11 protein-coding genes and 1 pseudogene are annotated in these 13,079 nt (G+C 64.0%); 8 read left to right on the top strand and 4 right to left on the bottom strand.

Features of this window, described 5'->3' with window-relative positions:
* Positions 1-30: 30 nt before the first annotated feature.
* Positions 31-1,650: a peptide chain release factor 3 gene (locus FFS09_RS19210; protein ID WP_137920511.1), complete on the bottom strand. Its 1,620-nt coding sequence runs from the start codon at positions 1,648-1,650 to the stop codon at positions 31-33.
* A 193-nt stretch (positions 1,651-1,843) separates the two neighbouring features.
* On the opposite strand from FFS09_RS19210, the gene FFS09_RS19205 reads away from it, so the two are divergent.
* On the top strand, positions 1,844-3,112 hold the full coding sequence (locus FFS09_RS19205; protein ID WP_137920510.1) for an RsmB/NOP family class I SAM-dependent RNA methyltransferase: 1,269 nt from the start codon (positions 1,844-1,846) through the stop codon (positions 3,110-3,112).
* 170 nt (positions 3,113-3,282) lie between these two features.
* Positions 3,283-4,509: a DesA family fatty acid desaturase gene (locus FFS09_RS19200; protein WP_137920509.1), complete on the top strand. Its 1,227-nt coding sequence runs from the start codon at positions 3,283-3,285 to the stop codon at positions 4,507-4,509.
* A 134-nt stretch (positions 4,510-4,643) separates the two neighbouring features.
* Here the strand turns inward: FFS09_RS19200 and rpmG are convergent, their stop codons facing one another.
* The 3 genes from rpmG to trxB all read right to left on the bottom strand — a co-directional run bounded on the left by rpmG (position 4,644) and on the right by trxB (position 6,201).
* Complete coding sequence (gene rpmG / locus FFS09_RS19195) at positions 4,644-4,814, bottom strand: 50S ribosomal protein L33 (RefSeq protein WP_056269543.1); 171 nt, start codon at positions 4,812-4,814, stop codon at positions 4,644-4,646.
* A gap of 12 nt (positions 4,815-4,826) precedes the next feature.
* A complete protein-coding gene (gene rpmB, locus FFS09_RS19190) occupies positions 4,827-5,060 on the bottom strand; it encodes a 50S ribosomal protein L28 (protein WP_137920508.1) in 234 nt (77 codons plus the stop codon).
* Between the two features lie 193 nt (positions 5,061-5,253).
* Complete coding sequence (gene trxB / locus FFS09_RS19185; RefSeq protein ID WP_137920507.1) at positions 5,254-6,201, bottom strand: thioredoxin-disulfide reductase; 948 nt, start codon at positions 6,199-6,201, stop codon at positions 5,254-5,256.
* A gap of 156 nt (positions 6,202-6,357) precedes the next feature.
* On the opposite strand from trxB, the gene FFS09_RS19180 reads away from it, so the two are divergent.
* The 6 genes and pseudogenes from FFS09_RS19180 to FFS09_RS19155 all read left to right on the top strand — a co-directional run.
* On the top strand, positions 6,358-7,032 hold the full coding sequence (locus FFS09_RS19180; protein WP_137920506.1) for a Crp/Fnr family transcriptional regulator: 675 nt from the start codon (positions 6,358-6,360) through the stop codon (positions 7,030-7,032).
* Between the two features lie 80 nt (positions 7,033-7,112).
* Entirely contained in the window at positions 7,113-9,461 is a 2,349-nt protein-coding gene (locus FFS09_RS19175; RefSeq protein WP_137920505.1) for a DNA translocase FtsK, read from the top strand.
* Positions 9,462-9,511: 50 nt separating this feature from the next.
* Complete coding sequence (lolA, locus tag FFS09_RS19170; RefSeq protein WP_137920558.1) at positions 9,512-10,147, top strand: outer membrane lipoprotein periplasmic chaperone LolA; 636 nt, start codon at positions 9,512-9,514, stop codon at positions 10,145-10,147.
* An 8-nt stretch (positions 10,148-10,155) separates the two neighbouring features.
* The gene (locus tag FFS09_RS19165; RefSeq protein WP_137920504.1) at positions 10,156-11,463 is read left to right on the top strand and encodes a replication-associated recombination protein A; all 1,308 of its coding nucleotides are present in this window, start codon (positions 10,156-10,158) and stop codon (positions 11,461-11,463) included.
* Positions 11,464-11,761: 298 nt separating this feature from the next.
* Positions 11,762-12,691, top strand: coding sequence for a branched-chain amino acid ABC transporter permease (locus tag FFS09_RS19160; RefSeq protein ID WP_137920503.1), 930 nt, complete (start codon positions 11,762-11,764; stop codon positions 12,689-12,691).
* Positions 12,692-12,708: 17 nt separating this feature from the next.
* Positions 12,709-13,056, top strand: a pseudogene (locus tag FFS09_RS19155) (ABC transporter permease subunit); the annotation flags it as partial.
* Positions 13,057-13,079: the final 23 nt, after the last annotated feature.

Raw genomic sequence — 13,079 nt, 5'->3', positions numbered from 1 at the left:
CGGGGAGAAGGTTGGGGTGAGGGCAGCCCCTCAAACCCCTTTGTGGAACACCAGCCCTGCGTGCTCCCGCATCGCATGGAACTTGATCTTCGGCCAGTTCGCTTCCACGGCGCGCAGCGTGGCCGAGTGGTCCACCAGCAAAGTGGGCGCGTTCACGGCGTCCAGCGCCACGCGGTGGCTGTTGGCGTCGATGAAGCGCTTGAGTTCGATCTCGCCGCCGTCTTCGGGCGAGCACGTTACCCAACGTGCCACCTGGTAGGGGCTGTTCATGATGCGCGCCTTTACGCCGTACTCATGCTCCAACCGGTGTGCCACCACTTCGAACTGCAACTGACCCACGGCACCGAGCAGCAGCACCGAACCCGCCACCGGGCGGAACACCTGGATCGCGCCTTCTTCGCCAAGCTGGGTGAGACCGGCGCGCAACTGCTTGCTGCGCAGCGGGTCGGCCACTTCCACGCTGCGGATGATTTCCGGGGCGAAGAAAGGCAGGCCGGTGAATTGCAGGTTCTCGCCCTCGGTGAGCGTGTCGCCCAGCTGCAGCACGCCGTGGTTCGGAATGCCGATGATGTCGCCGGCAAAGGCCTCGTCGAGCAGTTCGCGGCGCTGTGAGAGGAAGCTCACCACGGTGTTGGGCCGCAGGTCCTTGCCCGAACGCACCACCTTGAGCTTCATGCCGCGCACGAAGTGGCCACTGGCCAGGCGCACGAAGGCAATGCGGTCGCGGTGCGACGGGTCCATGTTGGCCTGGATCTTGAACACCACGCCGCTGAATTTGGGCTCTTCGGGTTTGACGGTGCGCTGGATCGCCGGGCGCTCGCCGGGCGGGGGCGCCAGGTCTACCAGTGCGTCGAGCACTTCGCGCACGCCGAAGTTGTTCACGGCGGAGCCAAACAGCATCGGGGTCTGCTTGCCGGCGAGGAATTGCGCTTCGTCGAACGCCGGAGACGCGCCGGCCACGAGTTCGAGCTCGTCGCGCGCCTGCTCGAATTCCGAGCCGAAGCGTTTGACGCTCTCGGGGTTGTTCAGGCCGGCCAGCACGTCCTCATCGCCACCACGGCGGTCTTCACCGGCGGCGAACACGCGCATCTGGTCGGTGCGGCGGTCGAACACGCCACGGAAGGTCTTGCCCATGCCCACCGGCCAGGTGAACGGCACCACGGTCATGCCGAGCTCGCGTTCGATTTCGTCCATCAGGTCCAGCGGGGCTTGCACCTCGCGGTCCATCTTGTTCACGAAGGTCAGGATGGGCGTGTTGCGCGCGCGGCACACCTGCAGCAGGCGGCGCGTCTGCGGCTCCACGCCATTGCCGGCGTCGATCACCATCAGCGCTGCGTCGACCGCGGTGAGCACGCGGTAGGTGTCTTCGGAGAAGTCCTGGTGACCCGGGGTGTCCAGCAGGTTGATCACGCAATCGCGGTATTCCATCTGCATCACCGATGAGGCGACCGAAATGCCACGCTGCTTTTCGATCTCCATCCAGTCGCTGGTGGCGTGGCGCGCGGCCTTGCGCGCCTTCACGCTGCCCGCGATGTTGATCGCGCCCGAGAACAGCAACAGCTTTTCGGTGAGGGTGGTCTTGCCCGCGTCGGGGTGGGAAATGATGGCAAACGTGCGGCGGCGGCGCACCTGTTGGGAAAGATCGGACATAGCCTCTGATTATCCCCGGCGTGGCAACCGTCGCCGGAGCAGTTGTCCAAGGTGGAAAAAGCCTCGCCGGAGCGCGGGCCTGACCCAGAGATGCCGTGGAACCGGCTTCGCCGGGCCACAGGCATCGTCCCCCTGGGGGGAAGCCGCGCAGCGGCGCAGGGGGCCTTCCAATCCAGGGGGCGACAATACCCCTATGCACCCCAAAGCCCTCCTGGACGAATGCGCCAGCCTGATCGAGCAAGTCTTCAAATTCGAACACCCGGCCGATGCCGTCGTGGCCCGCCACTTTCGTGAGAACCGCTCACTCGGCCCGCGCGAGCGCGCCACCCTGTCCGACACCGTCTACGCCATCCTGCGCGAGCGCCTGAAGCTGGAATGGCTGGCCCGCTCCGGCAGCGGTTCCAAATGGCGCCGACTGGCGATCCTGGCCTTCCCGGGTGACCGCGACTTCATCAAGAGCGCGCTGACCGAGCCGGAAAAAACCTGGCTCGACCACTGCGATGCCGTGACGGACGCCGACCTGATGGCGCCCCACCGCCACAATCTGCCCGAATGGCTCGCCACCGCCCTGCGCGAACAGGTGGGTGACGAATTCGACGCCCTGGTGGCCAGCCTGAACCAGCCCGCGCCACTGGACCTGCGCGTGAACGTGCTCAAGGCCAAGCGCGAGGCCGTGCTGACCAGCCTGCACAAGGCCGGACTCACCGCCACGGGCACGCCGTACTCGCCGTTGGGCATTCGTTTGCAAGGTAAGCCCTCGCTGAGCAAACTGCCCGCCTTCGTGCAGGGCGAGGTGGAAGTGCAGGACGAAGGGTCGCAGCTGCTGGCGCTGCTGCTGGACGCCAAGCGCGGCGAGATGGTGGTCGATTTCTGCGCCGGTGCGGGCGGCAAGACCCTGGCCATCGGCGCGGCCATGCGCAACAGCGGTCGGCTCTATGCGTTCGACACCTCGGGCCACCGGCTCGACGCCCTCAAACCGCGGTTGGCACGCAGTGGCCTGTCCAATGTGCATCCCGTGGCGATCGCCCACGAGCGCGATGACCGCATCAAGCGCCTGGCGGGCAAGATCGACCGGGTGCTGGTCGACGCCCCCTGCTCGGGCCTGGGCACCCTGCGGCGCAGTCCGGACCTGAAATGGCGCCAGACACCCCAGACCGTGGCGGCGCAGGCGGCGCTGCAGCAGGCCATCCTGCACAGCGCGGCGCGCCTGCTCAAGCCCGGCGGCCGGCTGGTGTATGCAACCTGCAGCCTTTTGCAGGCCGAGAACGAGCAGGTGGCCGAGGCCTTCGGCGCCGCGCACCCGGACTTCGAAGCCGTCCCCGTCGCGTCGATTCTGGACGGCGCGCATGTTTCCGACGCCTCGACACTGTGTTCGGTTGACACAGGTCAATGGCTGCGCTTGTGGCCCCATCGGCACGCAACAGACGGCTTTTTCGCTGCCGTTTGGCGGAAAAAGCCTTGAAATGTGGCCAAGTCACCCGAATTGAACGCGGAAGTGTGCAACCGCGAGGCCCGTTGGGTTGGTGATTTGCACCCCGGGCCTTAAAATCCCTGCTTCGCTGCCGGCCCACTCCGCCCACGGGCCAGGCGCTGCTTCATCCCCGAGACCCAGGGCGGTCTTTTAGGAAATCCATGTTTTCTTCCGATTCCGGAATCGTGTCCTCGCTGTGGGACGGCCTGATCCAGTTCCTGGCCCAAGGTCTGACCGGTGCCACCTGGTGGCAAGCCATTCTGGTGGCTTTGGTGTTCGCGCACATCACCATCGCCAGCGTCACGATCTTCCTGCACCGCCACCAGGCACACCGCTCGCTGGATCTGCACCCCATTGCGTCTCATTTTTTCCGGTTCTGGCTCTGGCTCACCACCGGCATGGTCACCAAGGAATGGACGGCCATCCACCGCAAGCACCACGCCAAGTGCGAACACGAAGGCGACCCGCACAGCCCGGTGGTGTTCGGCATCAAGAAGGTCTTCTATGAAGGCAGCGAGCTCTACCGCGCCGAAGCCAAGAACCAGGAAACCCTGGAGCGTTACGGCCACAACACGCCGAACGACTGGATCGAAAAGCATCTCTACACCGGCCATTCGCGCCTCGGCGTGACCCTCATGCTCATCATCAACGTCGCCCTGTTCGGCGTGCTGGGCGTGACCGTGTGGGCCATCCAGATGATCTGGATTCCCGTGACGGCCGCCGGCATCATCAACGGCATTGGCCACTGGTGGGGTTACCGCAACTTCGAAGCCGCCGACGCCAGCACCAACGTGTCGCCCTGGGGCATCCTCATTGGCGGCGAAGAGCTGCACAACAACCACCACACCTACCCCACGTCGGCCAAGCTGTCGGTCAAGCCCTACGAGTTCGACATTGGCTGGATGTACATCACCATGATGAAGTCGGTGGGTCTGGCCTCGGTGAAGAAGGTGCCGCCGAAGATGGCTTACGGCGCCGTGCGCCCGGTGGCCGACGAGAAGACGCTGGAGGCGATCATCGCCAACCGCTATGAAGTGATGGCCGGCTATGCCCGTGAAATGCGCGCCGCCTGCAAGCACGAACTCGAGGCTCTGAAACAACGCCGTGGCGATGCGACCCTGTTGCAAGCCGCGCGCCGCTGGCTGCACCGCGACGACGAAAAGGTGCCTGCCAACGTCAAGCCGCAACTGGCCCAGGTGCGCGCCGAGCACCCGGTGCTGGACAAGATGATGACCATGCGCGAAGAACTGCGCGCTCTGTGGTCCAGCACCAACTCGACCCGCGAACAACTGGCGGTCGATCTGCAGGCCTGGTGCCGACGTGCCGAAGAGAGCGGCATCGCCGCACTGCGCGACTTCTCGATCCGCCTGCGCTCTGCACACGCCTGATCGCCCGTACCGCGGATCTGAAAACCACCCCGCGGGGTGGTTTTTTTATGGCCGCTCGGACTCGGATTTGTTTGTGATCGCGCACAAAAAAGCCGCTGGGTTACAGCGGCTTTTTTGTAGGGGGATCGGCTCGATTACTTGAGCTTGATTTCCTTGTAGTCCACGTGCTTGCGGGCCTTCGGATCAAATTTCTTGATCAGCATCTTTTCAGGCGTGGTCTTCTTGTTTTTGGTGGTGGTGTAGAAGTGGCCGGTTCCAGCGGTGGATTCCAGCTTGATCTTTTCGCGTGCGCCTTTGGTTGCCATGTTCGGTTCTCCTTAAGCTTGACCGCGTGCGCGCAGGTCGGCGAGCACGGAATCAATGCCGTTTTTGTCGATCAGGCGCAGGGCGGCACCGGAGACGCGCAGACGCACCCAACGGTTTTCGCTCTCGACCCAGAAACGGCGGTATTGCAGGTTCGGCAGGAACCGGCGCTTGGTTTTGTTGTTGGCGTGGGAAACGTTGTTCCCGACCATGGGCTTCTTGCCCGTGACGTCGCAGACGCGTGCCATGAGGACACTCCGATCATTTCAAACAGCTTCTGGCCGCGAACGGAAGGTTTTCCGTTTCGGGTCCATCAGCCTCACCTCGCCAGGAAAGGGTGGCGGTAACCCATGAATCTGCTTCGTGCCCGGGAGAACCGGTAAATCTCAGCAAAGCCCGCAATTATAGCCAAAGGGCCACGGGCTCGCCAGGATCGGTGCATCAGGCGGCGTTTTGCTCCAGGAAACGCTGTGCATCGAGCGCGGCCATGCAGCCCGTGCCGGCGCTCGTGATGGCCTGGCGGTACACGTGGTCTTGCACGTCGCCGGCCGCGAACACGCCGGGCACGCTCGTCATGGTGGCCATGCCTTGCAGGCCCGAGCGGGTGTTGATGTAGCCGTCCTTCATGTCGAGCTGGCCCTTGAAGATGTCGGTGTTGGGCTGGTGGCCGATGGCAATGAAGCAGCCTTTGACATCCAGGTCTTCGGTCGCGCCGGTCTTCACGTTTTTCAGGCGCACGCCGGTCACGCCGGTCTGGTCGCCCAACACCTCTTCCAGCGTGCTGTGCAACTTGAGTTCGATCTTGCCGCTGGCGACTTTTTCCATCAGCTTGTCGATCAGGATGGCCTCGGCCTTGAACGTGTCGCGGCGGTGCACCAGGGTGACTTTGCTGGCGATGTTGGACAAATACAGCGCTTCTTCCACGGCCGTGTTGCCGCCACCGACCACGCTGACCTCCTGGCCGCGGTAGAAGAATCCGTCGCAGGTGGCGCAGCCCGACACGCCTTTGCCCATGAAGAGCTCTTCGGACGGCAGACCCAGGTATTTGGCCGATGCGCCCGTGGCGATGATGAGCGCGTCGCAGCTGTATTCGCCGCTGTCGCCCTTGAGCACGAAGGGCCGCTTGCTGAAATCCACCGCGTTGATGTGATCGAAGATGACCTCGGTGTTGAAACGCTCGGCGTGCGCCAGAAAACGCTGCATCAGATCGGGTCCCTGCACGCCTTCGGCATCGGCGGGCCAGTTGTCCACGTCCGTCGTGGTCATGAGTTGTCCGCCCTGGGCGATGCCGGTGATCAGCACCGGGTTGAGGTTGGCGCGTGCGGCGTAAACGGCGGCTGTGTAGCCAGCAGGACCCGAACCCAGGATGAGTACTTTCGCGTGTTTCATGTTGAGAGCCCCATCGAGTTCGGGGCCAAGTGGTTTAGAGTTGGCGGTTATATGGGCGCGAGTGGCGGCAAATCCAGTGCCGTTGCGATGCCCAGTGTGTGCGAATCATTGTATGAAAGAGCGCTGCGCGCGCTGACCCAACCAAGGAATACACGCATGTCTCTGCTGTCCAATCTTGATCTGATCCGCCGGGTTCCGTTGTTTTCCACCTTGACCCAGGCGCAGGCCGAGTCGGTGGCGGACTCGGTGATCAAGAGGCGGTTCAAACGGGGGGAGTGCATCGTCGAGCAAGGCAAGAAGTCCAATTGTCTGGCCATCGTGCTCACGGGACGGGCCCGGGTGATGACCACGGACACGCGCGGACGCGAGGTCATCCTGGCCACGATGAATCCGGGGGATTACGTGGGCGAGATGAGCCTGATCGACAACCAGCCGCACTCGGCCACGGTGCGCGCGGAAGTGCAGACCGACGTGCTGATCCTGGGGCGCACCGAGTTCGCGCGCTGCCTGCCCGAGAACACGTCGATGGCCTATGCGGTGATGAAGGGCCTGGTGCAGCGCCTGCGCCATGCCGACCGCAAGATCGAATCCCTGGCGCTGATGGATGTGTACGGCCGTGTCGCCCGTGCGCTGCTGGAGTTCGCGCAGCCCGACAAGGAGGGTGTGCTGACGATCAAGGACCGTGTGTCGCGCCAGGACGTGGCGAAGATGATCGGGGCGTCGCGTGAAATGGTCAGCCGGGTGATGAAGGACCTCGAGGACCGGGGCTTTATCGAGGTGAACGAGGCCGGCAGCACCCTCATCAAGGAACGCCTCAACTCACTGGGTTGAGCGCACTGCCGGGGCAGGTCGGCGCGGCCTGATCGCGCCGCCTCATGGAGTAAGCTTGCCGCTGGATTTCAGCGAGGCCTATGACTTACTCACTCAACACCCTCAACGCCGACCGCAACAACGCGGCGCCGGCGGGTGTCTCCCGGTTTGCCCAGGAAATTGGTTTGGTGCTCGGCGCGGCGGCGCTGGCATTCTGGCTGCTCGCGCTGTTGAGCCATTCGCTGGCCGACCCCGCCTGGAGCACCACCGGCACCTCAACCGAGGTGGGCAACTGGGGTGGCCGGTTGGGGGCGATGCTGGCCGACTGGAGTTATTACCTCCTGGGCTTCTCGGTGTGGTGGCTGTTCCTGGCCGGTGTGCGAGCCTGGTTGTCCACGCTGGCGCGCTGGATCCGTGGCGCACAGGACGCCGAGGCCGCGCCGGACGATCCCCTCTGGCACCGACGGCCTTGGGCGCGGCGCGCGCTGTTCGTGCTGGCACTGGTGACCCTGATGGCCGCAAGCACGGTGCTGGAATGGAGCCGTCTCTACCGCCTGGAGGCGCTGCTGCCCGATCACGCGGGTGGCGTGCTGGGCCACGCGCTGGGGCCTGTGGCCATGCGCTGGCTGGGCTTCACCGGTTCGGCGCTCGCCATGCTGGCGCTGTTGCTGGTCTGCCTGCCAACCGTCTTCCGTTTTTCCTGGGGCCATTGGGCCGAAGAGGTCGGGCACACGCTCGATGGCTGGTTCGAAGCGCGGCGCGAAAAACGCGAGGCGGTGGAAGACCAGCGCATTGGCGAAAAAGCCGCGCGTGAGCGCGAAGAGGTGGTGAAGGTCGAGCGCGTCGAGATTGAGGAGCACCACCCCACGCCGGTGGTGATCGAGCCCACGCTGGTGGACGTGCCCAAGAGCGAACGCGTGGCCAAGGAACGCCAGAAGCCGCTGTTCACCGAATTGCCGGACAGCAAACTGCCCCAGGTGGATCTGCTCGACAGCGCGCCCACGCACCAGGCCGGTGTGGACAGCCAGACGCTGGAGATGACCAGCCGGCTGATCGAGAAAAAACTCAAGGACTTTGGCGTGGAAGTGCGGGTGGTCGCGGCCGCGCCCGGCCCCGTGATCACGCGTTACGAAATCGAGCCCGCCACGGGTGTGAAGGGTTCGCAGATCGTCAACCTCGGTCGCGATCTGGCGCGCTCGCTGTCGCTGGTATCGATCCGCGTGATCGAAACCATCCCGGGCAAGAACCTGATGGCGCTGGAGTTGCCCAACGCCAAACGCCAGACCATCAAGCTCAGCGAGATTCTGGGCTCGCAGGTGTACAACGACGCGAAGTCGATGCTGACCATGGGGCTGGGCAAGGACATTGGAGGCCAGCCCATCGTGGCCGACCTGGCCAAAATGCCGCACTGCCTGGTGGCCGGTACCACGGGTTCGGGCAAGTCGGTCGGTATCAACGCGATGATCCTGTCCCTGCTGTACAAGGCCGATGCGCGCGATGTGCGCCTGCTGCTGATCGATCCGAAGATGCTGGAAATGAGCGTCTACGAAGGCATTCCGCACCTGCTCGCGCCGGTCGTGACGGACATGAAGCACGCGGCCAACGGGCTGAACTGGTGCGTGGGCGAAATGGAGAAGCGTTACAAGCTCATGAGCAAGATGGGCGTGCGCAACCTGGCCGGCTTCAACACCAAGATCGACGAGGCCACCGCGCGCGGCGAGATCATTGGCAACCCCTTCAGCCTCACACCCGAGCAGCCCGAGCCGCTGGAACGGCTGCCCTACATCGTGGTGGTGATCGACGAACTCGCCGACCTGATGATGGTGGTGGGCAAGAAGATCGAAGAGCTCATTGCCCGCCTGGCGCAGAAGGCGCGTGCGGCCGGCATTCACTTGATCCTGGCCACGCAGCGACCGAGCGTGGACGTGATCACCGGTTTGATCAAGGCCAACATTCCCACGCGCCTGTCGTTCCAGGTCAGCAGCAAGATCGACAGCCGCACCATCCTCGACCAGATGGGCGCCGAGAGCCTGCTGGGCATGGGCGACATGCTCTACATGCCCTCCGGCACAGGCTTCCCGATCCGGGTGCACGGCGCCTTCGTGAGCGATGACGAGGTGCACCGCGTGGTGGCCTACCTCAAAGAGCAGGGCGGTGAACCCAACTACATCGACGGTGTGCTCGAGAGCGGCATCGGTGATGGCGAAGGCGGTGACATGTTCGGCGAAGGCGGTGGCGAGAGCAACGGCGAGAAAGACGCGTTGTACGACCAGGCGGTCGAGATCGTGATCAAGGACCGCAAGGCCAGCATTTCCTACGTGCAGCGCAAGCTCAAGATTGGTTACAACCGCGCGGCGCGCTTGCTGGAAGATATGGAAAACGCGGGGCTCGTCAGCGCGCTCACGTCCAGTGGACAGCGCGACATTCTGGTGCCTTCGCGCAACGAATGAACGAAGCCGGCTTGCAACCAAGTCGGCGCAACCGGGTCAGACCTTTCATGATCAAGCAACTCCTTACCGCTGGCGCACTCCTGTTGTCGGCCTTCGCCGCCCAGGCCGAAGGCCTGCAAGACCTCGAGAAGTTCCTGCGCGACGTCGACGCCGGCAAAGCCAGCTTCACCCAGGTGGTGACCTCACCCAAGCGCGCCAGCGACACCGTGGCGCGCAGCAAAACCTCCAGCGGCACCTTCGAATTTCTGCGGCCCAACCGGTTTCGTTTCGTCTACGCCAAGCCCTTCGAGCAGACCATCGTGGCCGACGGCCAGACCCTGTGGCTGTACGACGTGGATCTGAACCAGGTGACCTCGCGCTCGCAGAAGGACGCCCTGGGCAGCACGCCGGCCGCGTTGATCGCCGCGGGCGCCGATCTCAAGGGCCTGTCGGATGCGTTCGAGCTCAAGTCGGCTCCCGCCAAGGAGGGGCTGGAATGGGTGGAAGCGCGTCCGAAGGACCGCGATGGCCAGTTGCAGATGGTGCGCGTGGGCTTTCGCCAGGGGCAGCTCTCGGTGCTCGACATTGAAGACAGCCTGGGTCAGCGCTCGGTGCTCACGTTCAACGGCTGGCAGGCCAATGCCGCCTTGAAGGCATCGGATTTCAAGTTCCAGCCGCCGCCCGGCGCCGCCGTCATCCGGCCCTGAGCACGTCTGTGGCCGATCTGTTCGCACAAGAGCCTGCCGCGCCGCTCGCCGAGGCCCTTCGCCCTCGGGTGTTGGACGAAGTGGTCGGACAGTCGCATCTGCTCGGCGAAGGCAAGCCGCTGCGCCTGGCGTTCCAGTCGGGCAAGGCGCACTCCATGATTTTCTGGGGGCCTCCGGGCGTGGGCAAGACCACGTTGGCCCGGCTCACGGCCCATGCCTTCGGCAGCGAGTTCATCGCGCTGTCGGCGGTGCTTTCGGGGGTCAAGGACATCCGGACAGCGATGGAGCAGGCGCAGCAATACCTGTCGCAGGGCCGGCACACGATTCTGTTCGTGGACGAGATCCACCGGTTCAACAAGTCGCAGCAAGACGCCCTGTTGCCGCATGTGGAGTCGGGGCTCTTCACCTTCATTGGTGCGACCACCGAGAACCCTTCCTTTGAAGTGAACTCGGCCTTGTTGTCGCGCGCCCAGGTCTATGTGCTGAAGTCGTTGACCGACGACGAGCTGAAACAACTGCTCCAGCGCGCACAGGCCGAAGCGCTCGGGCACCTTCGGTTCGACGAGAAGGCCATTGACACCCTTATTGGCTATGCCGATGGCGATGCGCGGCGCTTCCTCAACCTGCTGGAGCAATGCAACACGGCAGCGGGCGCGGCGGGCATCGAGACGATCGACGCCGAGTTCATCACCAATGCCTTGAGCCTCAACGCGCGCCGGTTCGACAAGGGCGGCGACAACTTCTACGACCAGATTTCCGCCCTGCACAAGTCGGTGCGGGGTTCCAACCCCGACGGCGCCTTGTACTGGCTGTGCCGCATGCTCGATGGCGGCGCCGATCCGCGCTACCTGTCGCGGCGCATCGTGCGCATGGCGTGGGAAGACATCGGCCTGGCCGATCCGCGCGCCATGCAGGTGGCCAACGACGCGGCCCTGACGTACGAACGCCTGGGCAGTCCGGAGGGGGAGCTGGCGCTGGGGCAGGCCGTGATCTACCTCGCCATCGCGCCCAAGAGCAACGCGGGCTACAACGCCTACAACCAGGCGCGCGCGTTCGTGAAGCAGGACAAGAGCCGTGAGGTGCCCGTGCACCTGCGCAACGCGCCGACCAAGCTGATGAAAGAGCTGGGGTATGGCCACGAGTACCGCTATGCGCACGACGAGCCGCACGCCTATGCGGCGGGTGAGACCTATCTGCCGGACGGCATCCCCGACCCCGGCTGGTACCAACCGGTGCCCCGGGGCCTTGAGGTCAAGATCCAGGAGAAACTGAAATTTCTCCGTGGACTCGATGAAGCCGCCGGGCGTGACGAGTAAGCCATCCGCAAGGCATTGCCGGTAGGCTTCGCGCGCGCTCATGAAGCGCGATGATCAAAAGAACTAATGAACCGCCAATCGCGCTGATGTGATTGGAGGAGCTGCGTCTAAATCGCGGGTAAACCCGCGCCTGCTAAGGGCTTACGAGCATTCGGCGCAAAAAGCGCCTCATTACAATCCGTCCACCAACCCGCAGTCGGTCCTGTTTCAAGGTCATGTCTGGCGGGTTTTTTGCTAGGTTGAAACAGGTCAGCGTCACGAGCGTTTTCTGGCCTGTCACATACACGGAGAAATCTTCATGGAAGTTTTGCTACAGCAGATCATCAACGGTCTGGTACTGGGCAGCATGTATGCGCTGGTAGCCCTCGGCTACACCATGGTGTACGGCATCATCGGCCTGATCAACTTTGCCCACGGCGACGTGCTGATGGTGGGCGCTCTCACCAGCTGGACCGTCATCGGCTGGATGATGCAGGCGTCCACCGGCCTGCCCACCTGGTTGATACTGTTCCTGGCCACCGTCATCGCCATGGTGATCTGCGCGGTGCTGAACTTCTCGATCGAGAAGCTGGCTTACCGGCCCTTGCGCAACTCGAACCGATTGGCGCCCCTCATCACCGCCATCGGGATGTCGCTGCTGCTGCAGACCTTCGCGATGATCATCTGGGCGCCCAACCCCAAGTCGTACCCTTCCATGCTCTCGCGTGAGCCGATCGAGTTCGGCGGTGCGGTGGTCTCGGTCACGCAAGTCGTCATCCTGGCCACCACGGCCGTCACGCTGGCCTTCCTCATGTGGCTGGTCAACCGCACCAATCTGGGCCGCGCGATGCGGGCCACCGCCGAGAACCCGCGCGTGGCCGCGCTCATGGGCATCAAGCCCGACGTGGTCATCTCCGCCACCTTCATCATCGGCGCCATGCTCGCGGCCATTGCGGGCGTGATGTGGGCGTCCAACTACGGCACGGTGCAACACGCGATGGGGTTCATGCCCGGCCTCAAGGCCTTCGTGGCCGCGGTCATGGGCGGCATCGGCAACCTCGCCGGTGCGGTGGTCGGGGGCATTGCCCTGGGTCTGATCGAGTCCTTGGGCGCCGGCTATCTCGGCAAGCTCACCGGTGGCGTGCTGGGCAGCCAGTACACCGACATCTTCGCTTTCATCGTGCTGGCCATCGTGCTCACGCTGCGCCCCTCGGGCCTGCTGGGTGAACGTGTGGCGGACCGCGCCTGACCGCCAGGGAGAACCACATGATGAACACCAAAACCGGCAAGCTGATCGTCTGGATCATCTCGGCCATTCTGCTGCTGGCGCTGCCCATCGTCCTGCAAGCCACCGGGAGCAACTCCTGGGTGCGCATTGTCGATATCGCGCTCATGTACGTGCTGCTGGCCCTCGGCCTGAACATCGTGGTCGGCTACGCCGGCCTGCTGGACCTGGGCTACATCGCCTTCTTCGCGGTGGGCGCCTATATCTTCGCGTTGCTGGGCTCACCCCACCTCGCCGACACCTTCCCGGCCATCAAGGCCATGTTCCCCAACGGCCTGCACTACAACATCTGGCTGGTGATGATCCTCGCGGCGGCGGTCGCGGGGATCATCACCAGCCAGATGTTGTAGTG

Origin of the sequence: Hydrogenophaga sp. 2FB, from assembly GCF_005503365.1 — a bacterium.
Taxonomy (GTDB): Bacteria; Pseudomonadota; Gammaproteobacteria; order Burkholderiales; family Burkholderiaceae_C; genus Hydrogenophaga.
The sequence above is the reverse complement of the archived record's forward strand: the minus strand, read 5'-3'. Positions and strand labels throughout refer to the sequence as shown.

Bases quoted from the DNA above. Each gene is read 5' to 3' on its own strand.
- FFS09_RS19210 (WP_137920511.1), bottom strand. From the start codon at position 1,650: ATGTCCGATCTTTCCCAACAGGTGCGCCGCCGCCGCACGTTTGCCATC.
- FFS09_RS19205 (WP_137920510.1), top strand. From the start codon at position 1,844: ATGCACCCCAAAGCCCTCCTGGACGAATGCGCCAGCCTGATCGAGCAA.
- FFS09_RS19200 (WP_137920509.1), top strand. From the start codon at position 3,283: ATGTTTTCTTCCGATTCCGGAATCGTGTCCTCGCTGTGGGACGGCCTG.
- rpmG (WP_056269543.1), bottom strand. From the start codon at position 4,814: ATGGCAACCAAAGGCGCACGCGAAAAGATCAAGCTGGAATCCACCGCT.
- rpmB (WP_137920508.1), bottom strand. From the start codon at position 5,060: ATGGCACGCGTCTGCGACGTCACGGGCAAGAAGCCCATGGTCGGGAAC.
- trxB (WP_137920507.1), bottom strand. From the start codon at position 6,201: ATGAAACACGCGAAAGTACTCATCCTGGGTTCGGGTCCTGCTGGCTAC.
- FFS09_RS19180 (WP_137920506.1), top strand. From the start codon at position 6,358: ATGTCTCTGCTGTCCAATCTTGATCTGATCCGCCGGGTTCCGTTGTTT.
- FFS09_RS19175 (WP_137920505.1), top strand. From the start codon at position 7,113: ATGACTTACTCACTCAACACCCTCAACGCCGACCGCAACAACGCGGCG.
- FFS09_RS19160 (WP_137920503.1), top strand. From the start codon at position 11,762: ATGGAAGTTTTGCTACAGCAGATCATCAACGGTCTGGTACTGGGCAGC.